Genomic DNA, 26,116 nt, shown 5'->3' on the forward strand with positions numbered 1-26,116 from the left:
AATAATATGCAATTATATAGGAGTTATAACTTGAGTACAAAAAATAAAATAGATAAAAATTATTTGATAAATATCATTGAAGAAATTCTCTTAAATGATGGGATTTCAGGCTTAAGTATTAGAAAAGTTGCTACAAAAGCAAATATTTCAATAGGTGGAGTTCAATATATCTTTGGAAATAAAGAGGGAATGATAAAAGCCGTTTTAGAAAAAAATGAAGAGGATTATAATCGTCAAATAAAGATTTTATTAAAAGATGACAATTCAAAATATTCTCAATTAAAAGCACATATTGAATATATATCAAAACACAATGACAACGAAGAATTTGATAAAATATCTAAAATTATTACTATTCTTTTACAAGAAAAATTTGTTTTTGAAGGACTACAAGATTGGTATAGTGCATCTTTAAATTCTATTGATACAAATACAGATGAAGGTAAAAAATTAAGATTAGCTTTTTTATTTTCAGAAGCAATGTTCACATTAATGACTTTAAAATATATAAACATATCTCCTAAAGAACAAAAAGAGATTTTTGAAGATTTAAAAACTTTTCTGTTATAAAGCTATCTTAATTGATTTTTCGATAAAGTTCATTTTCAATACACTTGTATTGAAATATATTTTGAAAGAATTTTATGAAAAAAAGATTAATTAATTTTAAATTTATTCTTACTATTGCTTTAATAGAAGTACTTTGTTATATGGCAGTTGATATGTATTTAGCATCTATGCCAAATATTGCATCATATTTTGGAACTTCTTATTCAAAAGTACAATTAACCCTTACTTTTTATCTATTTTCAATGGGAATTGGTCAACTATTTTTTGGTCCAATAATAGATTATTTTGGAAGAAAAATACCTTTAATATTAGGAGTTCTACTCTACTCTTTATGTTCCATTTTAATTACACTTTCAACAAATATTGAACTGTTTTTACTTTTTAGAATTATTCAAGGTTTAAGTGTCGCTTTAATATATGTTTGTATTATAAGTATGGTAAGAGATGTATCAAAAGGAAGAGTTGCAGCAAATATCTTTGCAATATTAATTACTATTGGAGCAATAACTCCTATTTTAGCTCCAACTTTTGGAGGATATATAGAACAAGAGTTTGGATGGAAAACTGTATTTTATACACTATTTTCATTAGCAATTCTTTTATCAATAATGTCTTTTTTTACACTACAAGAGACTTTAAAAGAGGAAAAGAAAGTAAAAATAAATTTTAAAAATATTTTTATTATCTATTTCAAAATTATAAAAGACAGAAAATTCTTAACTCCTGCTATTACAGCTTGTTTGATGTATATGTTTGTATTTGCATATATTGCAGGAGCTAGTTTTGCTTACCAAGAAATTTATAAACTTGATTCAAAAACATTTGGTTTAATATTTGGACTAACAGGAAGTGCACTTTTGTTTGGAGCGTTACTTTCTACTAAACTATTAAAAGTATTTAATATGAAACAACTATCAATTTCAGGAGCTTTTATTTTAGTTATTGGCTCAATTATTAGTTTTTTTAGTGCAAATATTACTTTTATTGGTTTTGATGGAATAGTTGCAGGATTTTTTATCTCATTTTTTGGTTTAGGACTTTGTGAAGCAAGTCTATTTTCTATGGCTATGTCTTCTCAAGAAAAATCAGTTGGAGCAACTGCTGCACTATTAGGTTCATTACAACTTTTACTTCCAGCAAGTGCAACTTTGGTAGCAGGATATTTAGTAGAAATATCAATTATTTATTGGTTAGGAATTATTCTTTTTTTAGGAATTTTATCTTTCTTATTTACTTATATAGTTTTTAATAATAAAAAACTTTAAGTAATTAAGGTTTTATTTTTCCTAGTTGTTTTGAATATTTTATAGCATCTTCAAGATTTGAAAAGGTTGTTACATAGTCAAATTTTGCTCTTTGTAGTTTGTTTTGAATGTTTTGATTGAGTCCACAAAATATTAGTTTCTTTTGTTCTGTTTCAAAACTATTAACTATTGATTTCAAAGCAACCATTGCTGTTACATCAAGCATTGAAACATTTTTCATATTTAAAATTACAATATTTGTTTTTTCATTAATATTCAAAAGTGTTTTTAGAGCTTTTTGTGCGGCTCCAAAAAACATAGGTCCATTAATATCATAAATTAATATATTTTCTAAATTATCTTGATATTCTCGTGATTGATTAGATACAAGTTCAATTGAATATAAATCAATTGTTCTTTTTATAAATAAAACTGATGCAAGTCCAATTCCAACAGCAACAGCAATTTGCATATCAATAATCACTGTTAAAAAAAAGCAAGTTAATAAAACATATACATCATCTTTTTGAGCAATTTTTATAATATTTACAAAGTGTTTTACCTCTGACATATTCCAAGCAACCATAAGTAAAAGGGCTGAAAGTGACGCCATAGGTAAATATGAAAGATATTTTGCTAAAAATGTAATTGAAACTAAAATAAATAAAGAGTGAACAATTGAAGATAACTTTGAAGTTCCACCTGATTTTATATTTACAACTGTTCTTGCAATCGCCGCAGTTGCAGGAATTCCTCCAAAAAATGGAACAATCATATTTGTGATTCCTTGTCCAATTAACTCTTTATTTGGGTCAGTTTTATTTCCTGTCATACCATCACTTATAACAGCACATAAAAGAGATTCTAAAGCTCCCAAAATTGCAATTGCAATTGCATGAGGAAGTAGTTTATAAATCAAAGCAAAATTTATATCTTCAGGAGCTAAAAAAGACCAAGGTAAAGAAAATTGTAACGGTATAGGAGGAATTCCTGTTCCTTCTAATGAACCAATTTTATAATTAAATGTAGAATTAATCGTTGAAATATCTATATTAAAATAGATATTCAAAAATGCAACTACGATAGTTGTGATAGTCAAAGCTATCAAAGCTGAAGGTATTTTACTTTTTGTTTTTTGCCAAAAAATAAGTAAAGAAAGAGTTAATGCACCTATAAAAAATTCGTAAATATTAAACGTGTGAAAAGAGTTAAAAATTAAATAAATTTTATCTAAATAACTTCCTTCAAAATTAGGAATTGTTAATCCAAAAAAATCTTTTATTTGAAAAGTTGCAATCACAACTGCAATTCCAGAAGTAAAACCTACAGTTACAGGATAAGGAATTAGCTCTATTAAAGTTCCAAGTTTTAGAACCCCAATTAAAACTAAAATAATTCCAGATAATAAACCACAAAGAAGTAATCCAGTAATTCCAAACTCTTGAACAATAGGAATTAAGATTACTATAAATGCGGCCGTTGGTCCAGAGATATTTATTTTGCTACTTCCAAAAAGTGCTGCAAATATCCCTGCAATAATTGCTGTATAAAGACCAAGTTCAGGTGGAACACCAGTTGCAATTGCTAAAGCCATAGATAAAGGAAGAGCAATTATTCCGACTGTTAAACCCGATAAAATATTATCTTTCATTTTATACCCGCTTAGAATAAAATTATAATTTGCGACCTAAACATAAGTATAAATTTTTTTATAAGATATAAATTTTACGATTTATATCCTCTTTATTTTCTTTTATTTTCTTTTGCCAGAAATCAACTTTTACTTGATCTCTTGGTTGTTTAAAAAGTCCATTTTTATATGTATTTACTAGCATTTTTTGTGCTTCTAAAACACCTTGTGAAGCTGCAAATTCAAGTAGTTCAACACCTTTTTCATTATCAACTTTTGTATTTATTCCTTGAAGATAAAATCTTGAAAGTTGATAAGCAGATGTTGGATCAATATCACTAGATTTTTCTAATAATTCAAAAGATTTATTTAAATCTTTTTCTACACCTTCACCTTTATAATACAAAAAAGACAAAGGTAAATTTGCATAAATATTGTCATTGTTTTTTGCTTGATTCAGATATTTTAAAGCCGATTTATAATCTTTTTTATCAGCCCAATAAGTTCCTAATCTAATTTGTGCAAAAGAGTTAGTATTTTCTATTTTTTTATAACAATCTAATTTTGTAGCTTCATTTTCTATTTCTTGACATTTATTTGCTTCATCTAAAAGTGCTGTGTAATCAGTCGAACCAAAAAAATCAAAACTTAAAAATGATGGCATTTTAAATGAACAAGCTGTAAATAAAAATACAGCTACGGTTGAGAGTAAAATTTGTTTTATCATCTATCTTCCATAAATTCTTTTCATAAAATCGTCATTGTTCTCTTGATATTGAAGAGTCCAAAACTCACTTTTTTCTAAATCTGGCTCAATATATTGCCCATTTGAATAAAGAATACTTAATTCATTTTGTGCAGTTTTTACGCCATTTTCTCCAGCAAGAGTCAAATATTTAACTCCATCTACATAGTTTCCTTGTGAAAAATAGAAATATGATATTTTATAAGCAGCTATTGGATCGATATCTTTTGTACTTTTTAAAAGGTTAAATGCTTTTTTATCATCCATATCAACGCCTAATCCATTACTATACAAATCAGCAATTAAAGATATTGCATAAAAATTACCTTGTTCTTTAGCCATAGTATATCTTTTTAGTGATTCGTCAAACAATCCCCTATATTGAGCGTCTAATCCAAGTCTTAGCTGAGCAAAAGAGTTCTTATATGAAATCAAATCATAACAATCTTTTTCAAATGTTATATTCATATTTCTACATTGTTCTGCAATTGCAAGTTCACTTGATAAAACATCTGCATTTTTACCATAATTTGAACATCCACTAAAAACATAAAGGGATAAAAGTGGTAAAGATAACTTTGTAAAAAATGTAATAATTTTAATCATATAACTCCTTTTTTATAAATGCTCATATTCTAGCATTTTTTTATTCATTTGTAGTTAAGAGATATTGAGATATGATAATAATTTTTAAAGGAATTCAAATGATTTTCATAGGACTATTTTTTGGAATTATTACAATTGTAATCTCTTTAAACGTTTATAATCATATAAATTCAGACAAAATTGAAGATTATTTAAAAACTATTAATTGTAAAGATTTTATATATTCAAAAGGTTCATATAAAGCTTTTTGTGAAGATAAACTATTAGAAGTAAAAAATAATTTTATTTTAGATTTAAAAAACAATCAGATTTTAGAAATAGATTATAAAAATATCAAAAAATTGGAAGAAGAGAATGAAAATCTACATATTTTAACAACAAATGAAGATTTTAAAATCCAATTCAAAGAAAAAAGTGATTTAGAAAAGTTTAAAGAAAAACTAAATAGTAAAATTATAGGAGAGAAATGAAAGAGGTAATAAATTTTATAAAGGCAAAAAATATTGAGGATACGACTTTTTTTGCCCAACTAAAATGTTCGGTTGAAGAAGCTAAAATATTACAATTTATGTCAAAAGAGTTTGTAAATGGAAGAGATACACTTTGCGTAATTGATATATTGACTGAATTTTATGATACAAAAAACTATGAACATTTAGAAAAATTAGATTTAATAAAATCTCTTTTAGAGTTTGGTTGGTTAATACAAGTTTCTTTTGACCAAGTAAAGTTAAGTGAAGCTTCAAAACTTGAGTTAATCAACTCAAATGTATCTTTATCAAGTGCTTATTTAAAAATGTTAGAAAATGGAAGTAGCGATTTTGTACTACCAGAAATCAAAAACTATTCAGACCATTTGGAATATTTACAAGACCAATTTTTTAGAATAGATTTAGCTCAACAGCTAAATGTAGTTAAGAAAAATTTTGATGTAAACAGTCCTAGTTCAAATAGGCTAAAATCAAAACTTTTACTTTTAGAAAATAGAATAAAAGAGAGAATAAAAGTTACTTCTAACTCAATTATGCTTGAAGATTTTTTTAAAGAAAATAATCTAAATGAACAAGAACAAACTCTATTTTTAGCACTTCTAAAAGAGGAATATTCTGGAGGAGATGGAAGTTTAAGAGATATGAATTCTTTAATTGAATTAATCTCAAGTGATGATTATGAAAAAATTAAATATAGAAGTTTACTTGAAGAGAGTTCCACTTTAGTTTCAAAATCACTTATTGATTATGATGAAGTTTTAACTCCTTTTGGTGGAATAAATAGAAATTTTTATATTCCAGATGAAGTTTTATACAAAATTTCTCATCCTACTAAAAAAAGTACATCTGTTGGAAAAATCAAACTTGATACAATCATAAAAGAGCAAGATATGTTTGAGCTAATCTCTACAACAAAAAATTTAGATGATGTAATTTTAAATGAAAAAACAAAAGAGACTTTAGATTTACTTTTAAAACAAGTTGATAAAGATGTAATAAATAGATTGAAACAGTGGGGAATAAAAGATAAAAAAAGAGGAATTGAAGCAAAAATAATCTTTTATGGAGTTGCTGGAACTGGAAAAACTTTAACAGCCCTTGCTTTAGCAAAATCTTTGAAAAAAGAGGTTTTAAGCTTTGACTGTTCAAAAATCTTATCAATGTATATTGGTGAGAGTGAAAAAAATGTTAGAAGTATTTTTGATAAATATTATGAACTAAGAAGCCAAACAAAAAGTGAGCCAATCTTACTTTTAAATGAAGCTGACCAATTTTTAAGTGCGAGAAGTAGTGGAAATACAAGTAGTAGTGATAAAATGCACAATCAAATGCAAAATATCTTTTTAGAACAAATTGAAAGATTTGATGGAATATTAATCGCAACTACAAACTTACTTGAAAATTTAGACAAAGCCTTTTCAAGAAGATTCAACTACAAAATTGAGTTTGTAAAACCAAATAAAAATCAAAGAATTGCTCTTTGGAAAAAACTTCTTCCTTCAAATTTACCACTTGAAAAAGATTTTGATATAGAAGAGTTAGCAAAATACGAACTTACTGGTGGGCAAATAGAACTTGTTATAAAAAATACAGCATATAAAATAGCAGTAAATGACAATCCTATTTTTAAACTTGAAGATTTTAAAGAACAAATAACAAAAGAACAAAAAGGTCAATTTGATAGTGAAACTAAAGTTGGATTTTTTTAATAAAGGCAAATGAAAATGAATAAATTTGAAAATATAAAAACAAGTGATTTTATCATATCTTTTGGAACATTTTTTGAAAATAATCTTGAATTAAAAGATGAAGTTTTAAAAAGTATAGAAAAAAATCAAACAAAATTTGTATATATGTTTCCTATTGATAATGCAAATTTAAAACCTTTTTACACTCAATTTATAAAATATGAAGTTGGAAGTGAAGAAGGAATTTGTGCCCTACTTCTTGATACTTTTGCAAAAAACTATGATGAAAAAACAAAAGAGTTTATAAATAATCTTGATTTAGGATATATCTCAGCAGAAAGTAGCGCTGGAGAAGAAGAGTTTGAAGAAGCATTTGAAGATTATAAAAATTCAAATTCTAAAATTTTAATTATTGGTGAAGATATAAAAAATCACGAAAGAGTTGATAATATCATCAAATTATTAGCAACTATAAAAAAATATTCAGATTTTGATTTTCTCATTTTAGATGAAGATTTAGAAAATAAAATAAACTCTTGTGAAGATTTTGATTTAGAAGAGATTGAAGAGTTAAAATCTTTTAATGGAACTTTAGTTTATTCTTTAGTTGGAGTTGATTTACCTATATTACAAGCAAGTCAAACATTTGCAAATATAGCAAAAGTAAAAGATGGCGAAAATATACAAATTATCTCTAAAAATGAAAAGATAAATAAAATTCTAAAAATAGATGAAAAACTAACAGGAACAGTTGCTATTTTAAATGTAAAGAATAGTCCAAATGAATACAAATATAAACAAGTAAAGATTGAAAAGGAGTAATATATGAGCAAAATTATTAGTGTAGGTCATTCACCTGATGCCGATGATATATTTATGTATTATGCTATTAAATTTGGCTGGGTAAGTTTAGATGACGCAAAATTTGAAAATATTGCTTTAGATATAGAGACTTTAAATCAAGCAACACTAAAAGGCATTTATGATATTTGTGCTATTTCATTTGCTTTATATCCATTTGTAAAAGATGATTATGCTTTACTTAAAACTGCTGTTTCATTTGGACAAGGTTATGGACCAAAACTTATAAAGAGAAAAGGAACTACTTTAAAAAGAAACTTCAAAGTAGCACTTAGTGGTGAATTTACAACAAATGCCCTTTTATTTAAAATTGCTTATCCCGATGCAAGAATTACTTACATGAACTTTTTAGATATAGAAAAAGCAGTTCTTGATGGAACTGTTGATGCTGGAGTTTTAATCCATGAATCTATTTTAACTTATAATAATGAGTTAGAAGTTGAACGAGAAATTTGGGATATTTGGGTTGAATTATGTGAAGGAGAAGATTTACCTCTTCCACTTGGTGGAATGTGTTTAAGACGTTCTATTCCACTTCATGATGCTATAAAATATGAAAATGCTTTAATAAAAGCTGTTGATGTTGCAAACAAAAATAGAAAAACTTTAGCTCCAATGTTACTTGAAAAAGGTCTTATCAGAGTTGATGCATCAACTTTAGATAAATATTTAGACCTTTATGCAAACGATACTTCAGTAAAAATGAGTGAAATCCAATATAAAGCCTTGGATAAACTTTTTAGTTTAGGTTATAAACATGGGCACTATCAAAATTTGATAAAAGCAGAAGATTTTTTAATTCCAAGCGAATATGAAGAGTTAAGAAGTAGATGAATAGCGTAAAAATAGTTGACTTTAAAAGATATTCATCTATTCATATAGGTCCTTTAAAAGAAGTTTTAGTTATAAATGAAATAGGTGATTATAAAGATTATCAAATAATTGGAAGAGCAAATAATCTACTTATTTCTCCAAATTGTGAAAAAAGATTTGCCATTTTAGGTGAAGAATTTGATTACATAAAAGAAGATGAAAATTTTTTATATGTAGGTTGTGCAACAACAAGTGGAAAACTTCTAACATATACAAGAAAAAATAATATAGCAAATTTAGAATTTTTAGCAAAATTACCTGGAAATTTAGGCGGTTTAGTAAAAATGAATGCTGGACTTAAATCTTGGGAAGTTTTTAACTATATTGAAAAAATAAAAACAAAAGATGGATATATCAATAAAGAAGATATTGATTTTTCATATAGAGAAACAAAAATAAATACTATAGTTTATGAAGTAGTTTTTCGTAAAGAGTATGGCTTTTCACAAGATATGCTAAAAGAGTTTACAAAAATGCGAGATAACCAACCAAATATGGCAAGTGCTGGAAGCTGTTTTAAAAATCCAAAAGGTGATTTTGCAGGACGACTTATAGAAGCAGTTGGACTAAAAGGTCATAAAGTTGGGGATATGGGATTTTCTGAACAACATGCAAATTTTTTAGTAAATTATGGAAATGGAACTTTTGAAGATGCCATAACTTTGATAAATTTAGCAAAAGAAAAAATCAAAAAAGCATTTGACATAAATATAGAGGAAGAAATTATCATTTATAATTAATTTTATTTAAAATTAAAATTTAGACTTTACCTATTCCTAAATATAATAAATATTTGTAAAAAGTATCTATACATTATTATAATATTACACTTTTTATGTTAGAATTCAAACTTTTAGAAAATACGAAGGCAGTTTAAGTGAAAAATTTAGTAATAGTGGAGTCTCCAGCAAAAGCAAAAACAATCTCAAAATTCTTAGGTAATGATTTTATTGTTATGGCTTCTATGGGGCATGTAAGAGATTTACCAAAATCGAGTTTAGGATTTGATCCAAATGATAATTTTAAACCAAAATATCAAATTAGTACAGATAAGAAAAAAGTTATAACTGATTTAAAAAAACATATATCAAAAGACACCACAATTTACCTAGCTGCCGATGAAGATAGAGAGGGAGAAGCTATTGCTTGGCACTTAATTCCTGCCCTTAAAATCGAAAAAAATCCAATAAAAAGAATAGTTTTTCACGAAATTACAAAAGATGCCATTTTAAAGGCTTTAGAAAATCCAAGAGATGTTGATCAAAATTTAGTTGATGCTCAACAAGCAAGACGTATTTTAGATAGAGCTGTTGGTTATGAACTTTCACCACTTTTATGGAAAAAAGTAAGATATGGGTTAAGTGCAGGAAGAGTTCAATCAGTTGCAGTTAGAATAATCGTAGATAGAGAAAATGAAATAAGAGCCTTTGTTCCTGAAGAGTATTGGAAAATAAAAGCTGATTTTATAAATCCAGAGTTAAAAGCTGAACTTGCAAAAGAAAATGGAAAAACTCTAAAAATCTCAAATGAAAAACAAGCTTTAGAAATTGAAGCTTCATTAAAACAAGGAAGTTATAAATTAGTAGATATTGAAGAAAAAGAGAGCACTAGAAATCCTGCTGCTCCTTTTACAACTTCAACTTTACAACAAGAAGCAAGTAGAAAACTTGGTTTTTCAGTTAAACAAACAATGATTATAGCTCAACAACTTTATGAAGGAAATGTAGGAAATATTCCAAATCATACAGGTGGACTTATAACTTATATGAGAACAGACTCTTTAAATCTTTCAACAGTTGCTACAACTGCAGCAAAAGCTGTAATTGAAGAAGAGTATGGGAAAGAGTATGCTTTAAATAAACCTCGAGTTTATACAACAAAATCAAAAGGTGCACAAGAAGCTCACGAAGCAATTCGTCCTGTAAATCTTGCTTTAAGACCAAGTCAAATAAAAGAGTTTGTTGAACCTGCTCAATATAGACTTTATAGCCTTATTTGGAAAAGAACACTTGCTACTCAAATGGCTCAAGCAAAAATAGCAAATACAACTTACAAAATTGAAGCTGGTAAAAATAAAGAGTTTGAATTTCAAGTAAAAGGTCAAAGAATTATTTTTGCTGGATTTATGAAAGCTTATACAGAAGGTAGTGATAATCCAGAGGCTGCACTTGATAGTAGTGAGAAAATTTTACCAAATATAAAAGAAGGTACTATTTTAGAGTTAGAAAAACTAGAAAGTGAGCAAAATTTCACAAAACCACCTGCTCGTTATACAGAAGCCTCTTTAGTTAAAAAACTTGAGAGTGAAGGAATTGGACGTCCATCAACTTATGCTCCAACTATTTCAACTATTCAAGCAAGAGAATATGTAAGTAAAACAGAAGATAATAAACTAATTCCTACACAAACAGGAGAAATTGTAAATAGTTTCTTAGTTGATCATTTTTCAAATATCGTAGATTTAGGTTTTACAGCTAAAATTGAAGAAGAGTTTGATGAAATTGCAGAAGGAAAAATTGCTTGGGAAGAAGTAATGAAAAACTTTTATGGTGGTTTCAAAAAAACTATCGATGAAAAAGAAAGTAGCGTAAGTAAAGAGGATTATTTACAAGTAAATGAACTTGGAATTGACCCAAAATCAGGAAAACCAGTAAGTGCAAGAGTTGGAAGATTTGGTCCATTTGTACAAATTGGAACAAAAGATGATGAAGAAAAACCAAAATTTGTAGCAATTCCTGATAATTTGAATATGGATACAATTACGCTTGAAGAAGCTTTATTTTTATTTAACCTTCCAAGAGTTGTTGGAAACACAGAAAATGGTGATGAAATAAAAGCAAATATTGGAAGATTTGGTCCATATTTACAAGTAAAAACTAAGTTTTATTCACTTAAAACTGATGATCCTTATACTATCGATTTAAATAGAGCATTAGAGATAATAAAAGATATAGATGAAGCAAAAGAGAAATCAACTATAAAAACTTTTGACAAAGAAAAAATCCAAATTCTTGTTGGTCAATATGGTCCATACATTAAACAAGGAAGAAAAAACTTCAAAATCCCAAAAGGTAAAAATGCTGAAGATTTAACTTTAGAAGAGTGTTTAGAAATTATAGAAAAAGATTCTAAAGGTTCAACAAAAAGAACAACGACAAAAAAATCTGCTACAGAGAAGAAAACTACGGCAAAAAAAACTACAAAAAAAAGTACTGATAAAAAATAATGAAGATTGGTATTCTATCGGATAGTCACCTAAAAAGTGGCTATGCAAAAGAGGTAATTGATTTATTAAAAGAAAAAAATTGTGAATATCTGATTCATGCTGGAGATTTTTGTTGTGAAAAGAATCTTCAACTTTTAAAAGAATCAAATCTAAAATATATTGTAGTTTTTGGAAATAACGATAGAGATTTATTTGATTTAGCTTCTAAATATAATATTAAATCTGAACCATATTATTTCAAAATAGAAGATTTAAAATTTAAACTTATGCACTTACCATATCACTTAACTCCAGATAGTAATATAGTTATTTTTGGGCATACACACAAATTTCATTGTGAATATACAAATAAAACTCTGTTTTTAAATCCAGGAGAAGTTTGTGCAAGAGAAGAACCAATAATTTCGTGTATGCAACTTGAAATTAATGAAAATGAGTATATAATCACTCGCTATTTTAGAAATATAAATGAAAACAATTTTATGAAAGAAGAGTTTAAATATGAGCGATAATAAAATTTATTTATGTGCAATATCAAATATAGAAAGTGGTACTTGTAATGAAGATTGTAAATTCTGTACACAAAGTGTAAAGTACAAAGCTGATATAGAAAGATATAGAAGAAAAGAGATTGAAGATATTGTAAATGAAGCAAAAAAAGCAAGAGCAAATAAAGCTGTTGGATTTTGTTTAGTTACAGCAGGAACTGGTCTTGATGATAAAAGGCTTGATTATGTATGTCGTGCAGCTGATGCTGTTCATAAAGCTGTTCCAGATATTTCACTTATTGCCTGTAATGGAATTGCAAGTTATGAGCAATTAAAAGAGTTAAAAAAACATGGAATAGAAAATTATAACCATAACTTAGAAACTGCTAGAGAGTTTTACAATGAGATTTGTACAACACACTCTTGGGATGATAGATATGAAACTTGTTTAAATGCAAAAAAAGCAGGATTATATTTATGTACTGGTGGAATTTTTGGTTTAGGTGAAACTCAAGAAAATAGAATTTCAATGCTTAAATCAATTGCAAGTTTAGAACCTATGTCAGTTCCAATCAATTTTTTCCATCCAAATGATGCACTTCCATTGGTTAAAAATCCTTTAACAAAACAAGAAGCTTTTGATTTAGTAAAACTTGCAAGAAGTTATCTTCCAAATCAAATGTTAATGATTGCTGGAGGAAGAGAGTTAATGTTTGGTGAAGAACAATATGATGTATTTAAACATGGAGCAAATGCTTTAGTTGTTGGAGATTATTTAACAACAGGTGGAAGAGATGCTCAAGATGATATAGATGCTGTTACAGCTTTAGGATATGAAATAGCTTTCGCTTGTCATCAATAATAAAAGTAAGAAATTCTTACTTTTATTTAGAAGTAATTGTTACAATATTCTCTTTATAATCTACGCTATATTTTGAAGGTTTATTTGCTAACTCAACTGCAACTCTAAAAAACCCTGCTTTCTCATGATTTCCAACTGCAACTGATTTAAAATTTTTTGAAGTTAAGTTGTCTTTTTTTGAGTTAAATGAAACTTTTCCTTTAAAATCAAGAGCTAATTTTTTCTCTTTTTCAATAGAGAACTTTTTAAACATCTCATGAGTAGTATGAATTAATATTTTATTATCATTAAATTCAATTTTAACAAATGGTAAAATATTTTTTGTCGTCAAAGCTTCATTATCATCTGCAACATCTGCTCTTGGTTTAACATATACAACTTGTTCAGGCTCTTTTTTTGCAATCTCTTTTTTTACAATTTCTTTTGCTTTTTGTTCAGTTTGTTGTTTTGTTTTTTGAATTAAAGAATCAACTTCTTGTTTAGTATATGTTTTTGGAACAACTGGTGTTGGAGGCACAGGAGTACTCTTTTTTTCATTTTTATTTGCATTTTGCATTTGTTGTTGTACTTTTTTTATATATTCAGCTTCCTGAATTGCTTCAGGTGTAGTTAAATTTTCATTAAATTCATACATTTTACCTGTTTCTTCTTCATACAAAGCAAATGGATTTTCTCTTGCATTTAAACTTATTGCTAATAAAGCACCCAATGTAAATAAAAATAAAGTTTTCATTCTTCTGGCTCCAAATTTTTTAGTTCAAAATACTCTTTTTGTAAATAAGCATTTTCTCTTTGTAATCTCAATATTTCACTTTCTAACCACTCTTTTTTGTGTTTTAAATCACTATAAACTTGCAAAGAGTTATCACCAAAGAGAACATTAACTGTATGATAAGAAAGATATATCGTAGCTAGCAGTGATATCACTGCTACTAAGATAAATCCTTGATATCCTTTAGTTTTTTTTTGTTTCATATACTATTTTTTTGAAAAAGGTTGTTTTCCTAAATATTCAGCATAACCTATTTCTGCACCTATTTCAAGAAGTCTGTTATATTTTGCAATTCTATCACTTCTTGCAGTACTTCCTGTTTTAATCTGGCCACAATTTAAAGCAACTGCAAAATCTGCAATAAATGCATCTTCGCTTTCACCACTTCTATGACTCATAATACAATTGTAGTTATTTCTTTGTGCAAGTCTAATAGTTTGCATAGTTTCACTTACAGTTCCAATTTGATTTGGTTTAATTAATACTGCATTTGCAATACCTTTTTTGATACCTTCAGCAACTATTGAAGCATTTGTAACAAATAAATCATCTCCAACTAATTGAACTTTTGAACCTAATTTTTCAGTTAAAATTTTCCATCCATCCCAATCATCTTCGCTTAAACCATCTTCAATTGAAACTATTGGATATTTAGAACATAAATCAGCATAATAATCAACAAGCTCAGCAGAAGTTAATTCTCTGTTTTCACCTTTTAAAACATATTTTTTTGTTTTTTCATCGATTAATTCTGAAGCTGCAACATCAAGAGCAATAGAGATTTGCTCACCAGCTTTATATCCAGCTTTTTCAATTGCACTCATAATAACAGAAATTGGTTCTTCATTTGATTTTAAATTTGGAGCAAAACCACCTTCATCACCAACAGCTGTACTTTCACCCATAAAATCGATAACTTTTTTTAAGTGTTGATAGATTTCTGCAACAGCTCTTAATCCATCATTAAAGTTTTCAAAACCTGTTGGCATAATCATATATTCTTGAAAATCAACAGAGTTATTTGCGTGTTCTCCACCATTTATAATATTAAACATTGGAACAGGCATAGTCATAGCATTTGCTCCACCTAAATATCTATATAATGGGATTTGTAAAGAATTAGCCGCTGCTCTTGCAGTTGCCATAGATACACCTAAAACTGCATTTGCTCCAAGATTTGAATAGTTATGTGTTCCATCAATATCTTTCATAGTTGCATCAACTTCTGCTTGATTAAATGGACTCAATCCAATTAGTTCATCAGCTATTTTTGTGTTTACATTTTCAACAGCTTTTAAAACACCTTTACCTAAAAATCTATTATCACCATCTCTTAGTTCTAAAGCTTCTCTTTTTCCTGTACTAGCACCACTTGGAACAATAGCACTTCCTTTTGTTCCATCACTTAAAATTACTGTAGCTCTTACAGTTGGATTTCCTCTTGAATCTAATACTTCATCAGCGTAAATATTATCAATAAATACCACTAGGTCTCCTATTTTCATAATTTGTAAGATTATAGCTAAAAAAGATTTGTTATTTGCTTTTGTAAGGTTTTAATGTAGAAATTTTTAAGAAGTTAATCAAAGGAAAAATCCTTTGATTTTTTAGTCGTCTAAACCAGATATATCATCGCTATCATCAGTTCCACTTGTTATAAGTTCATCATTTACACCCATAGATTCTAAGATTTTATTTTCAATCTCACGTGCAACTTCTGGATTATCTTTTAAGAATACTTTAGAGTTTTCTCTACCTTGTCCAATTTTTGAATCTCCATAACTAAACCAAGCTCCTGCTTTATCAACAATATCAAGTTTTACACCATAATCAACAAGTTCACCAGTTTTTGAAATACCTTCTCCAAACATAATATCAAACTCTGCTTGTTTAAATGGAGCTGCAACTTTATTTTTTACAACTTTTACTTTAACTCTATTTCCAATAGAATTTTCACCTTGCTTTAAAGTTGCAATTCTTCTAATATCAAGTCTAACTGAAGAGTAGAATTTAAGTGCATTTCCACCAGTAGTAGTTTCAGGACTTCCATATCCTGTCATACCAATTTTCATTCTTATTTGGTTAATAAAAATAACCGTACAATTCATTTTACTTAAAAGTCCAGTTACTTTTCTTAATGCTTTACTCATAAGTCTTGCTTGAACTCCAACTTGTTGGTCGTCCATATCTCCATCAATTTCTACTTTTGGAGTAAGTGCAGCAACTGAATCCACAACTACTAAATCAACAGCTCCACTTCTAATAACAGTTTCAAGTATTTCTAAAGCTTGTTCTCCAAAATCTGGTTGAGAAACAAGTAAATTATCTGTATCAACTCCTATTTCTTTTGCATATTTTACATCAAGTGCATGTTCAGCATCTATAAATGCACAAACGCCACCAGCTTTTTGAGCTTCTGCAATAGCGTGTAAAGTTAAAGTTGTTTTTCCTGAACTTTCAGGTCCATAAATTTCAATAACTCTTCCTCTTGGAAGTCCTCCAACACCTAAAGCTAAATCAAGTCCTAAAGAACCAGTACTAATAGTTTCAACAGGAATAACTTCTTTATCTCCAAGTCTAATTAAAGTACCTTTACCAAAAGCTTTATCTATTTGTTTTATAGCTAGTTCTAACGATTTTTTTTGATTTTCATCCATAATTTACTTCCTATTATTGTTCTTTTTATATTTATGCTGGAATCTTAGCAGATTTTTTTTTAACTCATAAATTTCATTACAATTTGTAATATTTTTTATTTTAGATATTTTCTTTTTCTATTTTTTCAATACTTTCAATTGTTTTTATGTGGGAATTTACTCTTCTTTGCATAGAGTGAGATTTTATATGTTTTGCTAGTATTTTTGTGTATTTTTTATAATTTCTTGAATCTTTTTCAAAAGTTGCAAGTTTCTTTTGTATCTTCAAAATATCTTGTGGAATTGTATTTTGCATATTTAAAATTCACCTTAATATAAAATGTACTTTTTAATTATTACATATATACTATTAAAATATAAAATAAATGTAATATTTGATATTATGTTCTTAAGACAAAGACTCATCTAAGGAATAATAAATGTTTAATGGTAAGAATATATTAATAACTGGTGGAACGGGAAGTTTCGGTAAAAAATATACAAAAATTTTACTGGAAAAATATACACCAAATAAGATAATCATTTATAGTAGAGATGAACTTAAACAATATGAAATGGCACAAGAATATAATGATAAATGTATGAGATATTTTATTGGTGATGTAAGAGATGAAGCAAGACTAAAAAAAGCTACAAAAGATGTTGATTTCATAATTCATGCAGCAGCTCTTAAACATGTTCCAATAGCAGAATATAATCCTATGGAATGTATAAAAACTAACATAAACGGTGCTCAAAATGTCATTGATGCAGCAATTGAAAATGGTGTATCAAAAGTAATTGCACTTTCTACTGATAAAGCAGCAAATCCTGTAAATCTTTATGGCGCAACAAAATTAGCTTCAGATAAGCTTTTTGTAGCAGCAAATAATCTTGTTGGAACTCAAGATACTAAATTTAGTGTTGTTAGATATGGAAATGTTGTAGGAAGCCGTGGTTCAGTTGTACCTTTTTTCAAAAAACTTATTAATGAAGGAGTTAAAGAACTTCCAATAACAGATGAAAAAATGACAAGATTTTTTATAACTTTAGAAGATGGAGTTAATTTTGTATTAAAAAACTTTGAAAGAATGCAAGGTGGAGAAATATTTATACCAAAAATTCCTTCTATGAAAATAGTTGATATGGCAAAAGCCATTGCTCCAAATTTACCTCATCAAATCATAGGAATTCGTCCAGGAGAAAAACTGCACGAAATTATGTGTCCAGCAGATGATAGCCATTTAACTTTAGAATTTGAAGATCATTATGTGATAAAACCAACTATTCATTTTACAACAAGAATGGATTATCAAAAAAATTTATTAGGAGAAGTAGGCAAACCTGTTGTTCAAGGATTTGAATATAATTCAGGTAACAATACTCAATGGCTAAGTAGTGAAGAATTTTTAGAAATGGTAAAAAGAATATGATAAATTTTATACCTTATGGAAAACAAACTATTGATGAAGATGATATAAATAGTTTAGTTGAAACTTTAAAATCAGATTTTTTAACGACTGGTCCAAAAGTTCAAGAATTTGAAGAAAATATTGCAAAATATTGTAATGCAAAATATTGTGTAGCTGTATCAAATGGAACAGCTGCACTTCATTTGGCTTCATTAGCACTTTTAAATAAAAATGATAAAGTATTAACAACTGCTAACTCTTTTTTAGCAACTTCAAATGCTATTCTTTATGTAGAAGCAAAACCGATTTTTGTTGATATTGAAGAAGATGGAAATATTAATCTAGATTTATGTGAAGAAGAATTAAAAAAAGATAGTTCAATAAAAGCTATTTATGTTGTACACTTTAGTGGAAATCCTATAAATCAGAAAAAATTAAAACATTTAAAAGATACTTATAATATAAAGATTTTAGAAGATTGTGCCCACTCTTTAGGTGCAATTTTTGAAAATACAAAAGCAGGAAGTTGCCAAAATAGCGATTGCAGTATTTTATCTTTTCATCCTGTAAAACATATAACAACTGGTGAAGGTGGTGCAATTACTACAAATTCAAAAGAGATTTATGAAAAGTTATTAGAACTTAGATCTCATGGTATGCAAAGATTTCCTGATATTGCTCCTTGGTATTATGAGATGCACTCTTTAGGATTTAATTATAGAATTACAGATATTGCTTGTGCATTAGGAATAAGTCAATTAAAAAAATTAAATAGTTTTATATTAAAAAGAAAAGAGATAGCAAAAAGATATGATGAAATCTTCATCAATAGCATCGTAAAACCTCTATATTTATACAATGAAAATTCATCTTATCACCTTTATGTCGTAAGAGTGGATTTTATAAAACTAAATATTTCAAAAATAGAGTTATTTAATAAAATGAAAGAAAAAAACATAGGATTACAACTTCATTATATTCCTATAAATAAACAACCTTTTTACAAAAATTTAGGTTTTGGAAATGAAAAAACACCTATCATGGATAAATATTATGAAGAATGCTTTTCTCTTCCTATGTATCCAAGTTTAACAATAGACGAACAAAAATATGTTATAAAAAATTTATTGGAAATTCTAAATGACTAAATGTGTAGCCATAATTCCAGCTCGAGGTGGAAGTAAACGAATTCCTAAAAAAAATATAAAAAACTTTCATGGAAAACCGCTTATTGCTTATAGTATTGAAGTTGCATTAAAATCTAAACTTTTTGATAAAGTAGTAGTTTCAACTGATGATGAAGAAATTGCAAAAATTGCAAAAGAGTTTGGAGCAGAAGTTCCTTTTTTACGACCAAAAGAGTTAAGTGATGACTTTACAGGAACTGGTGCAGTTATAAATCATGCTATTAATTTTTTAAAAGAACAAGGAGAAAATATAGATTTTGTTTGCACTATTTATGCAACTGCTCCACTTTTACAAGAGAAATATCTAATAAAAGCCTATGAAAGACTCAAAGACTCAAATGCTAAAAATGCTTTTTCTTGTACTTCGATGCCATTTCCAATTCAAAGAACTTTTAAAATAACATCAAATGAAAGATGTGAGATGTTTTGGCCAGAAAATTTTATGAAACGTAGTCAAGACCTAGAAGAAGCTTTTCAAGATGCGGGACAATTTTACTGGACGAATTTAAATATAAAATCAGATGAAATCACATTTGGTAAAGATAGTATTCCAATAATATTACCAAGATATTTAGTTCAAGATATAGATACTTTAGAAGATTGGCAAAGAGCTGAATTTATGTATGAAGCTATTAAAAGGAGTGAATTTTGAAAATTGGAAAATTTGATTTACAAAAAGATGGAACATTCATCATTGCTGAACTTAGTGCAAACCATAATGGAAGTTTACAAACAGCTTTGGATTCAATTAAAGCAGCTAAAGAGTGTGGAGCAAATGCAATAAAACTTCAAACATATACAGCTGATACATTAACATTAAATAGCCGAAATGAAGACTTTATGATAAGTGGTGGAACTTTATGGGATGGAAGAAATCTTTATGAACTATATCAAGAGGCTTATACTCCTTGGGAATGGCATAAAGAACTTTTTGATTATGCAAGAAGTTTAAATATTGATATTTTTTCAACTCCATTTGATAAAACTGCTGTTGATTTTTTAGAAACACTCAATCCAACTGCATATAAAATTGCATCTTTTGAAATAACTGACTATGAATTGGTTCGATACACTGCAAGTAAACAAAAACCAATTATCATTAGTACTGGTATTGCAACTATTGATGAAATTCAAGATGTTGTTAATATCTGTAAAAGTGTTGGAAATGAAAATATTATTCTTCTAAAATGTACAAGTGAATATCCAGCACCACTAAATGAAGCAAACTTGAAAACTATTTCAAATATGAAAGAAACTTTTGGTGTTGAAGTTGGATTTTCTGATCATACATTAGGAATTGTTGCACCAGTAGTTGCAGTGACTTTAGGAGCAAAAGTTATAGAAAAGCATTTTATTATAGATAAATCTATTGGTGGAGCTGATTGTGGATTTTCTATGGATAAAAAAGAGTTTAAACAAATGGTAGAAGCTATAAAAGATGCTGAAAAATTAATTGGAGTTGTTGATTATAGTTTAAATGAGAAAAGAAAAAAACAAAGAAGATTTGCAAGAAGTTTATATATAAATTCTGATATAAAAAAAGGTGAAGTTTTTACTCTTGAAAATATAAAAAGTGTAAGACCTTTTTATGGACTTCATCCTAAATACTTAAATGATATTTTAGGAAAAGTTGCAAAAAAAGATTACAAATTTGCAGATAGATTAGAACAATGAATAACAAAAAAATTCTAGTCATTACAGAAGGAGGTAAAACTTTAGGCTTTGGGCATATTACAAGAACTATTTCCATTTGTACTATTTTTGCTTCTTTTGGATATGAAATAGAATATATAATAAATGGTGATTCTTCAATAGATAACATAATGAACTATCCTTATCAAATTTTTGATTGGCAAACTGAACAATCAAGATTAGAAGAAAATTTAAAAAATAAGTCTTTGATACTTTTAGACTCCATTTTAGTAAAAGATAATCAAATAAAAAAAATTGAATCTTTTAATATACCAATTATATTTATTGATGATGAGAAACAAAGAAACATTTTAAATAAAGGATTTGTTGTTGATTGGACAATATTGAGAGAAAAAGAAAACTCATTTGAAAATAGAAAAGAAAATGTTAAATATCTTTTAGGAAGTAAATATATACCATTAAGAAAAGAGTTTTATAAAGAAAATATCCAAAATATTATCAAAGAAAATGTATCTAAAATTATGATAACTTTTGGTGGTTCAGATGTTAGAAACTTAACACCTAAGATTTTAGAAATTTTGAATATAAACTTCCCAAATATCAAAAGAGATGTGATTATTGGTCCTGGCTTTAATAATTTAGAAGAGATAAAAAGGCACTCAAATAATGCTAATATAAATCTAATAACAAATGCATCTACAGAACAAATGATTGAGTCAATGAGAACATCTGATATAGCTATTGCAGCAGGTGGACAAACCTTATATGAGTTAGCTCACATAGGAACACCAACAATAGGAATTTTATTAGTTGAGAATGCAAAAGCAGATACCATGGGATGGTCAAAAGTAGGATTTTTAAACTATATTGGTACATATTGCGATTTACATTTAGAAGAGAAACTAATAACTGCAATTAAAAGCTTATTAACACAAGAAAATAGATTAAAAGCTCAAGAAAATGCTCATAAATATATTAGTAAAAATGGTGGTCAAATGTTAGTAAAAGAGATTTTGGAAAGCTTAAATGATAATATTTGAAGATAGAGCAGCAACAGTTTTATATAAAACATTAAAAAGTTTGAAAAATAAAAATAAATTTTTATTACCTTTAAATATCTGTCCGATTGTACCAGATACATTTATTAAAGCTAATATAAATTTTGAATTTATTGATATCAATCTTAAAACTTTATGTATGGATGAAAATATTGTTTTAGAAAAAATAAAAAAAGATAAAAATATTGATGGTATTTTATTTGTTAAAACTTTTGGAATAAATATTAATACAGAGGATTTTTTTAAAAATATAAAATCTATAAATAACAATATATTTATCATAAATGATATGTGTCCATCAATTCAACAATTTGATATAAACATTGAAGAAACAGTTGCCGATATGGTTTTATTTAGTTCAGGTTATTCTAAATATGTTGATATTGGTTATGGTGGATATGGTTTTTTAAAAGGACATTCTTTCTCAAATATTTTTGAAGACAAAACAAAAGATACTGATTTTTTAGAATATAAAAATAAAATATTGACTCAAATACCTATTATGCAAAAACATAAAAGTGAATTAAACAGCATCTATATAAATAATTTACCTAAAGATATTTTTTTAGGAGAAGAATTTAATAATTGGAGATTCTCTATTTTAGTTGATAACAAAGAAAAAATATTAGATGATATTTTTAAAATAGAAGGACTATTTGCTAGTAGTCATTATCCTCAAGTAGATTATAATTATTCATCAAATCCAATTAAAAATTCAAATGCACAAAAAATCCATAACCGCATAATTAATCTTTTTAATGATTTTAGATTTAATAAAGAAAAAGCTTATAAAGTTACAGATATAATAAATAAGAATTTAATAAAGGTTTAGTGATGAGTATCCAAAATATCCAAGGACTTAAATTTCCTGATGAATATTTCATAAAATTCTTTTTTAAATATAAACTACATACTCAAAAAAATCTTACTTACTTAGAATTAGGATGTTCTAATGGTTGCAATCTAAATTTACCTTATCAATATAACAACAATGTTATAGGAGTAGATTTTAATAGTGAACTTATTAAATTTGCCAAAGAAAATTTTATAAATCTCAAACAAGAAGAAGAATATCAATTTTATAATGATGATATGAGAAAATTCTGTAATAACAATAAAAACATAAATGCTGATGTATTAGTTCTTCCAAATTCTATTTATTATATTCCTAAAAATGATTTCATAAAACTTCTAAAAGATATTAAAGTAAATAATCTAATAAAAGAAGAGATTCCTTTTTTTATTAGATTTAGAGAAATCGATGACTTTAGAAATCATAAAGGAACAAAAATTGAAGAGAATAGTTATATCTTAGAAAATGGTATTACAGGAGAAGATGGAGCTTTTTGTAAATTTTATACTAAACAAGAAATAGTAGATTTATTAGAAAAAGAACTTAATCTAAGAGATTTTCAAACTATGTCAATAAAGTATGAAAATATCCAAAATGGTGTAAAAGTAAATAATAGTGATGTTGTTATTTGGGGAACTATAAATTAATGAGAAAAGTTTTTATTCTCGGAGGAAGTCAGCTTCAAATGGATTTAATCCTTGAAGCAAAAAAAATGTTTTTTTATACAATTGTTTTAGATGGAGATAAAAATTGTATAGGTTCAAAATGGTGTGATGAATTTTTACATATAGACTTCTCAAATAAAGAACTTGTATTAGAAAAAGCATTAGAATATAAAATAGACATGATTTTAACTAGTGCTACAGAACTTGGAAATGTTTCAGCTTGTTATGTTGGTGAAGCTATGGGATTAAATACAAATACCTACGAAACAGCTCTTTTAACAACAAACAAACTTTTGATGAAAGAAACTCTTGTTAGATCTTCTATACCAACAGCAAACTACAAAATAGAATCAGTTTCAAATTTTAAAGAGCCACAAAACTTTCCAATAATCATAAAACCAATAGATAGTTCAGGAGGAAGAGGTTTAAGTTTTGTTAATTCAAAAGAAGAATTAAATCAAGCTATTAAAAAGATTTCTAAATATTCAAAAGAAGAAAAATTCTTAGTTGAAGAATATATTCAAGGTGAACAGTATAGTATTGAAACTATTAGTTGCAAGGGTCACCACTCTATCATTGCAATTACACATGAATTTTTTAGAGAAGTACCAAATATTATAGAAAAAAAACATTATATTCCTGCAAGTTTAAATACTAATTTGAAAGAACGCATTTCAAAAATAGTTGAAAATATTTTGAATAGTTTTAAAATAAAATTTGGTGCTTGTCATATAGAACTAAAAATCACAAGTAATAATGAAATTTATATAATAGAATTAGCAAGTAGAACTGGTGGTATGAGAACTGAGATGATAAACTTATCTTATGGTATAAACTTTTCGCAATTATTACTACTATCTTCTTTAGGAGTAGAATTTAAAAATAAAATAGAACCTTCAAGAGGTGTTTGGTGTAAATTTATAGTTGATACAAACATGTTTGAAGAGTATTTAGAAGATAAAAATAAAAAGAATATTATAATCTTTGAACCAAACCAGATTTCTAATATAAAACAAGATTTTATGGCAAATAATCTACACGAAAGCCTTGGATATTATTATGTAATTGGAGAAGAATATTTATGAAAAATGTAATTATATTTGGTACTGGAGAGTTTGCTAAAAATATCTATAATCAGTACAAAAATGACTTAAATATTATTAACTTTTCTGACAATAATAAAGATAAACATAACACTTTATTTTTCGAAAAACTTGTTGTTGCACCAAAAGATTTAATATCTATGGACTTTGATGAAATAATCATTGCAAGTTCTTATTCTGAAGAGATATATCAACAACTTGTTGAAGATTTAAATTTGGATAAAAATAAAATAAGAAGATTATATGTAAATGAATCAAAAGTTCAATTTTACTCAAAAGAAAAAGTTGAAAAATCTGAATATTTTATGTTTGAAATTTGTAAACTATTAGAAGAAAATCATATTAGTTATTATATAGATCACGGTACATTATTAGGAATTATTAGAGATGAAGCTCTAATTCCTTGGGATAAAGATATAGATTTTGCAGTTCTTATTGAAGATAAAGAAAAAATAGAAACTATGCTAAAATCTTATTTAAATAATTTTATTCATCCTCTTTGTAAAACTAATAATTGGAAATATAAAATAGAAAAAGAAGAGATTATAGTAGAGGGAATAAAAGAAACTTTATTTATTGAATTACAAATATTTAATGATTCAATTTTTAAAGAAGATGAAGTAGCCTTAGACTTGATGTTTCGTTATAAAAGAGACTCAATAATTTATTGGGGTGTTTGTGGTAAATATTTAAAAGCTCCAATTAATATTTGTTTCCCAACAAGTCAAATTGTTTACAAAAATCATTCTATTAATGTTCCAAATGACAAAATAGCATATTTAAGTAATTTATATGGCGATTGGCAAAAACCAATCAAAAACTGGACTTACGACAAATACAACAATCTATAACAAAAAAGGAAATATACAAAATGACTGATTATTGGAATACATACTATAAGACAAAAAAGAAACAAATTACTGTACCTTCTCAATTTGCAGCTTTTGCAATACAAGAATTTGGTAATCAAGAAGATACGATAATCATTGATTTAGGTTGTGGAGATGGAAGAGATAGCTATTTTTTCAGCTCTCATGGATTTCAAACTATTGGTATAGATGGTTCTTTAGAGGCTATAAATAATTGTAAACAAAATTTCAACCATGATTTATTGGACTTCTTTTGTTATGATATTGAAGAACAATCACTTTACGAAAAAATCAAAGAAATAATAACTTCACAAAATAAAAAGCTAGTTTTTTATTCTAGATTCTTTCTACATGCTATAAACGATAATCAACAAAATATCCTTTTAAATAGCCTAAAAAAAATAAAAGACAATGAATCTCTTTGCTTTTTTGAATTTAGAACAAATAGAGATGAATTTCAAGAAAAAACAACTTCAACTCATTATAGAAGATACATATCTCCGACTAAATTCACATCTGATATAATGAAAATTGGATTTGATGTTTTATATTTTACCGAAGGATTCGGTTATGCAAAATATAAAAATGATGATGCACATGTTGCTAGATTTATTTGTAAATAAA

General features: G+C 26.9%; 28 protein-coding genes. 20 read left to right on the forward strand and 8 right to left on the reverse strand.

Annotation, left to right across the window (positions count from 1 at the left end):
• Positions 1–30 precede the first annotated feature (30 nt).
• Positions 31–570, forward strand: a complete 540-nt coding sequence (locus CKV87_RS11115; protein ID WP_012148073.1) for a TetR/AcrR family transcriptional regulator — start codon at positions 31–33, stop codon at positions 568–570.
• Between the two features lie 74 nt (positions 571–644).
• Complete coding sequence (locus CKV87_RS11120) at positions 645–1,835, forward strand: multidrug effflux MFS transporter (protein ID WP_012148074.1); 1,191 nt, start codon at positions 645–647, stop codon at positions 1,833–1,835.
• Positions 1,836–1,839: 4 nt separating this feature from the next.
• Here CKV87_RS11120 and dauA read toward each other — a convergent pair whose 3' ends face one another.
• Genes dauA through CKV87_RS11135 form a run of 3 tightly spaced genes read right to left on the reverse strand, consistent with a single transcriptional unit; the run spans position 1,840 to position 4,795 of the window.
• The gene (gene dauA, locus CKV87_RS11125; RefSeq protein WP_012148075.1) at positions 1,840–3,465 is read right to left on the reverse strand and encodes a C4-dicarboxylic acid transporter DauA; all 1,626 of its coding nucleotides are present in this window, start codon (positions 3,463–3,465) and stop codon (positions 1,840–1,842) included.
• 58 nt (positions 3,466–3,523) lie between these two features.
• Complete coding sequence (locus CKV87_RS11130) at positions 3,524–4,171, reverse strand: tetratricopeptide repeat protein (protein ID WP_012148076.1); 648 nt, start codon at positions 4,169–4,171, stop codon at positions 3,524–3,526.
• Positions 4,172–4,795, reverse strand: a complete 624-nt coding sequence (locus CKV87_RS11135; RefSeq protein WP_004511117.1) for a tetratricopeptide repeat protein — start codon at positions 4,793–4,795, stop codon at positions 4,172–4,174.
• Positions 4,796–4,893: 98 nt separating this feature from the next.
• On the opposite strand from CKV87_RS11135, the gene CKV87_RS11140 reads away from it, so the two are divergent.
• The 8 genes from CKV87_RS11140 to CKV87_RS11175 all read left to right on the forward strand — a co-directional run bounded on the left by CKV87_RS11140 (position 4,894) and on the right by CKV87_RS11175 (position 13,284).
• On the forward strand, positions 4,894–5,265 hold the full coding sequence (locus CKV87_RS11140) for a hypothetical protein (protein ID WP_169712284.1): 372 nt from the start codon (positions 4,894–4,896) through the stop codon (positions 5,263–5,265).
• Positions 5,262–6,995 carry an ATP-binding protein gene (locus tag CKV87_RS11145; RefSeq protein WP_004511119.1) on the forward strand — a complete coding sequence of 578 codons (1,734 nt, stop codon included), beginning with the start codon at positions 5,262–5,264 and terminating at the stop codon, positions 6,993–6,995. Before CKV87_RS11140 ends, CKV87_RS11145 begins: the two co-directional genes overlap by 4 nt.
• A gap of 15 nt (positions 6,996–7,010) precedes the next feature.
• On the forward strand, positions 7,011–7,796 hold the full coding sequence (locus CKV87_RS11150) for a Rossmann-fold NAD(P)-binding domain-containing protein (protein ID WP_226805835.1): 786 nt from the start codon (positions 7,011–7,013) through the stop codon (positions 7,794–7,796).
• A 3-nt stretch (positions 7,797–7,799) separates the two neighbouring features.
• On the forward strand, positions 7,800–8,669 hold the full coding sequence (locus CKV87_RS11155; protein ID WP_012148078.1) for a menaquinone biosynthesis family protein: 870 nt from the start codon (positions 7,800–7,802) through the stop codon (positions 8,667–8,669).
• Positions 8,666–9,448, forward strand: a complete 783-nt coding sequence (locus CKV87_RS11160; RefSeq protein ID WP_012148079.1) for a UDP-N-acetylmuramate dehydrogenase — start codon at positions 8,666–8,668, stop codon at positions 9,446–9,448. Before CKV87_RS11155 ends, CKV87_RS11160 begins: the two co-directional genes overlap by 4 nt.
• 137 nt (positions 9,449–9,585) lie before the next feature.
• Positions 9,586–11,934 carry a type I DNA topoisomerase gene (gene topA / locus CKV87_RS11165; protein WP_041645026.1) on the forward strand — a complete coding sequence of 783 codons (2,349 nt, stop codon included), beginning with the start codon at positions 9,586–9,588 and terminating at the stop codon, positions 11,932–11,934.
• Complete coding sequence (locus CKV87_RS11170) at positions 11,934–12,446, forward strand: YfcE family phosphodiesterase (protein WP_004511124.1); 513 nt, start codon at positions 11,934–11,936, stop codon at positions 12,444–12,446. Before topA ends, CKV87_RS11170 begins: the two co-directional genes overlap by 1 nt.
• Positions 12,436–13,284, forward strand: a complete 849-nt coding sequence (locus CKV87_RS11175) for a biotin synthase (RefSeq protein WP_012148081.1) — start codon at positions 12,436–12,438, stop codon at positions 13,282–13,284. The genes CKV87_RS11170 and CKV87_RS11175 overlap by 11 nt, the downstream gene beginning before the upstream one ends.
• Positions 13,285–13,306: 22 nt before the next feature.
• Here the strand turns inward: CKV87_RS11175 and CKV87_RS11180 are convergent, their stop codons facing one another.
• From CKV87_RS11180 to CKV87_RS11200, 5 genes are all read right to left on the reverse strand, one after another.
• Positions 13,307–14,017, reverse strand: a complete 711-nt coding sequence (locus tag CKV87_RS11180; RefSeq protein ID WP_012148082.1) for an AMIN domain-containing protein — start codon at positions 14,015–14,017, stop codon at positions 13,307–13,309.
• A complete protein-coding gene (locus CKV87_RS11185; RefSeq protein ID WP_012148083.1) occupies positions 14,014–14,259 on the reverse strand; it encodes an FtsB family cell division protein in 246 nt (81 codons plus the stop codon). Before CKV87_RS11185 ends, CKV87_RS11180 begins: the two co-directional genes overlap by 4 nt.
• A gap of 3 nt (positions 14,260–14,262) precedes the next feature.
• A complete protein-coding gene (gene eno / locus CKV87_RS11190; RefSeq protein WP_012148084.1) occupies positions 14,263–15,543 on the reverse strand; it encodes a phosphopyruvate hydratase in 1,281 nt (426 codons plus the stop codon).
• 120 nt (positions 15,544–15,663) lie between these two features.
• Entirely contained in the window at positions 15,664–16,713 is a 1,050-nt protein-coding gene (recA, locus tag CKV87_RS11195; protein ID WP_012148085.1) for a recombinase RecA, read from the reverse strand.
• A gap of 100 nt (positions 16,714–16,813) precedes the next feature.
• On the reverse strand, positions 16,814–17,008 hold the full coding sequence (locus CKV87_RS11200) for a hypothetical protein (RefSeq protein WP_004511130.1): 195 nt from the start codon (positions 17,006–17,008) through the stop codon (positions 16,814–16,816).
• 124 nt (positions 17,009–17,132) lie between these two features.
• Between CKV87_RS11200 and pseB the strand changes: the two genes are divergently transcribed.
• The 10 genes from pseB to CKV87_RS11250 are packed head-to-tail and all read left to right on the forward strand — an operon-like array spanning position 17,133 to position 26,115.
• Positions 17,133–18,125 (forward strand): UDP-N-acetylglucosamine 4,6-dehydratase (inverting), encoded by a 993-nt coding sequence (gene pseB, locus CKV87_RS11205; protein ID WP_012148086.1) that lies wholly within the window; start codon positions 17,133–17,135, stop codon positions 18,123–18,125.
• A complete protein-coding gene (gene pseC, locus CKV87_RS11210; protein ID WP_012148087.1) occupies positions 18,122–19,252 on the forward strand; it encodes a UDP-4-amino-4,6-dideoxy-N-acetyl-beta-L-altrosamine transaminase in 1,131 nt (376 codons plus the stop codon). The genes pseB and pseC overlap by 4 nt, the downstream gene beginning before the upstream one ends.
• The gene (pseF, locus tag CKV87_RS11215) at positions 19,245–19,943 is read left to right on the forward strand and encodes a pseudaminic acid cytidylyltransferase (protein ID WP_012148088.1); all 699 of its coding nucleotides are present in this window, start codon (positions 19,245–19,247) and stop codon (positions 19,941–19,943) included. Before pseC ends, pseF begins: the two co-directional genes overlap by 8 nt.
• On the forward strand, positions 19,940–20,965 hold the full coding sequence (pseI, locus tag CKV87_RS11220) for a pseudaminic acid synthase (protein WP_012148089.1): 1,026 nt from the start codon (positions 19,940–19,942) through the stop codon (positions 20,963–20,965). The genes pseF and pseI overlap by 4 nt, the downstream gene beginning before the upstream one ends.
• Complete coding sequence (locus CKV87_RS11225; RefSeq protein WP_012148090.1) at positions 20,962–21,984, forward strand: PseG/SpsG family protein; 1,023 nt, start codon at positions 20,962–20,964, stop codon at positions 21,982–21,984. Before pseI ends, CKV87_RS11225 begins: the two co-directional genes overlap by 4 nt.
• A complete protein-coding gene (locus CKV87_RS11230) occupies positions 21,971–22,834 on the forward strand; it encodes a hypothetical protein (RefSeq protein ID WP_012148091.1) in 864 nt (287 codons plus the stop codon). The genes CKV87_RS11225 and CKV87_RS11230 overlap by 14 nt, the downstream gene beginning before the upstream one ends.
• A gap of 2 nt (positions 22,835–22,836) precedes the next feature.
• Positions 22,837–23,502: a class I SAM-dependent methyltransferase gene (locus CKV87_RS11235; RefSeq protein ID WP_012148092.1), complete on the forward strand. Its 666-nt coding sequence runs from the start codon at positions 22,837–22,839 to the stop codon at positions 23,500–23,502.
• 38 nt (positions 23,503–23,540) lie between these two features.
• The gene (locus tag CKV87_RS11240; RefSeq protein ID WP_041645107.1) at positions 23,541–24,605 is read left to right on the forward strand and encodes an ATP-grasp domain-containing protein; all 1,065 of its coding nucleotides are present in this window, start codon (positions 23,541–23,543) and stop codon (positions 24,603–24,605) included.
• Complete coding sequence (locus CKV87_RS11245) at positions 24,602–25,474, forward strand: LicD family protein (RefSeq protein ID WP_004511139.1); 873 nt, start codon at positions 24,602–24,604, stop codon at positions 25,472–25,474. Before CKV87_RS11240 ends, CKV87_RS11245 begins: the two co-directional genes overlap by 4 nt.
• 20 nt (positions 25,475–25,494) lie before the next feature.
• Positions 25,495–26,115: a class I SAM-dependent methyltransferase gene (locus CKV87_RS11250; RefSeq protein WP_012148094.1), complete on the forward strand. Its 621-nt coding sequence runs from the start codon at positions 25,495–25,497 to the stop codon at positions 26,113–26,115.
• Position 26,116: the final 1 nt, after the last annotated feature.

It is taken from the genome of Aliarcobacter butzleri, assembly GCF_900187115.1.
GTDB classification, from domain to species: Bacteria; Campylobacterota; Campylobacteria; order Campylobacterales; family Arcobacteraceae; genus Aliarcobacter; species Aliarcobacter butzleri.

What these genes read in the sequence shown, in the direction of transcription:
- CKV87_RS11120 (WP_012148074.1), top strand. Translation starts at nt 645, where the DNA reads ATGAAAAAAAGATTAATTAATTTTAAATTTATTCTTACTATTGCTTTA.
- dauA (WP_012148075.1), bottom strand. Translation starts at nt 3,465, where the DNA reads ATGAAAGATAATATTTTATCGGGTTTAACAGTCGGAATAATTGCTCTT.
- CKV87_RS11130 (WP_012148076.1), bottom strand. Translation starts at nt 4,171, where the DNA reads ATGATAAAACAAATTTTACTCTCAACCGTAGCTGTATTTTTATTTACA.
- CKV87_RS11135 (WP_004511117.1), bottom strand. Translation starts at nt 4,795, where the DNA reads ATGATTAAAATTATTACATTTTTTACAAAGTTATCTTTACCACTTTTA.
- CKV87_RS11140 (WP_169712284.1), top strand. Translation starts at nt 4,894, where the DNA reads ATGATTTTCATAGGACTATTTTTTGGAATTATTACAATTGTAATCTCT.
- CKV87_RS11145 (WP_004511119.1), top strand. Translation starts at nt 5,262, where the DNA reads ATGAAAGAGGTAATAAATTTTATAAAGGCAAAAAATATTGAGGATACG.
- CKV87_RS11150 (WP_226805835.1), top strand. Translation starts at nt 7,011, where the DNA reads ATGAATAAATTTGAAAATATAAAAACAAGTGATTTTATCATATCTTTT.
- CKV87_RS11155 (WP_012148078.1), top strand. Translation starts at nt 7,800, where the DNA reads ATGAGCAAAATTATTAGTGTAGGTCATTCACCTGATGCCGATGATATA.
- CKV87_RS11160 (WP_012148079.1), top strand. Translation starts at nt 8,666, where the DNA reads ATGAATAGCGTAAAAATAGTTGACTTTAAAAGATATTCATCTATTCAT.
- CKV87_RS11170 (WP_004511124.1), top strand. Translation starts at nt 11,934, where the DNA reads ATGAAGATTGGTATTCTATCGGATAGTCACCTAAAAAGTGGCTATGCA.
- CKV87_RS11175 (WP_012148081.1), top strand. Translation starts at nt 12,436, where the DNA reads ATGAGCGATAATAAAATTTATTTATGTGCAATATCAAATATAGAAAGT.
- CKV87_RS11180 (WP_012148082.1), bottom strand. Translation starts at nt 14,017, where the DNA reads ATGAAAACTTTATTTTTATTTACATTGGGTGCTTTATTAGCAATAAGT.
- CKV87_RS11185 (WP_012148083.1), bottom strand. Translation starts at nt 14,259, where the DNA reads ATGAAACAAAAAAAAACTAAAGGATATCAAGGATTTATCTTAGTAGCA.
- recA (WP_012148085.1), bottom strand. Translation starts at nt 16,713, where the DNA reads ATGGATGAAAATCAAAAAAAATCGTTAGAACTAGCTATAAAACAAATA.
- CKV87_RS11200 (WP_004511130.1), bottom strand. Translation starts at nt 17,008, where the DNA reads ATGCAAAATACAATTCCACAAGATATTTTGAAGATACAAAAGAAACTT.
- pseB (WP_012148086.1), top strand. Translation starts at nt 17,133, where the DNA reads ATGTTTAATGGTAAGAATATATTAATAACTGGTGGAACGGGAAGTTTC.
- pseC (WP_012148087.1), top strand. Translation starts at nt 18,122, where the DNA reads ATGATAAATTTTATACCTTATGGAAAACAAACTATTGATGAAGATGAT.
- pseF (WP_012148088.1), top strand. Translation starts at nt 19,245, where the DNA reads ATGACTAAATGTGTAGCCATAATTCCAGCTCGAGGTGGAAGTAAACGA.
- CKV87_RS11225 (WP_012148090.1), top strand. Translation starts at nt 20,962, where the DNA reads ATGAATAACAAAAAAATTCTAGTCATTACAGAAGGAGGTAAAACTTTA.
- CKV87_RS11230 (WP_012148091.1), top strand. Translation starts at nt 21,971, where the DNA reads ATGATAATATTTGAAGATAGAGCAGCAACAGTTTTATATAAAACATTA.
- CKV87_RS11235 (WP_012148092.1), top strand. Translation starts at nt 22,837, where the DNA reads ATGAGTATCCAAAATATCCAAGGACTTAAATTTCCTGATGAATATTTC.
- CKV87_RS11240 (WP_041645107.1), top strand. Translation starts at nt 23,541, where the DNA reads ATGGATTTAATCCTTGAAGCAAAAAAAATGTTTTTTTATACAATTGTT.
- CKV87_RS11245 (WP_004511139.1), top strand. Translation starts at nt 24,602, where the DNA reads ATGAAAAATGTAATTATATTTGGTACTGGAGAGTTTGCTAAAAATATC.
- CKV87_RS11250 (WP_012148094.1), top strand. Translation starts at nt 25,495, where the DNA reads ATGACTGATTATTGGAATACATACTATAAGACAAAAAAGAAACAAATT.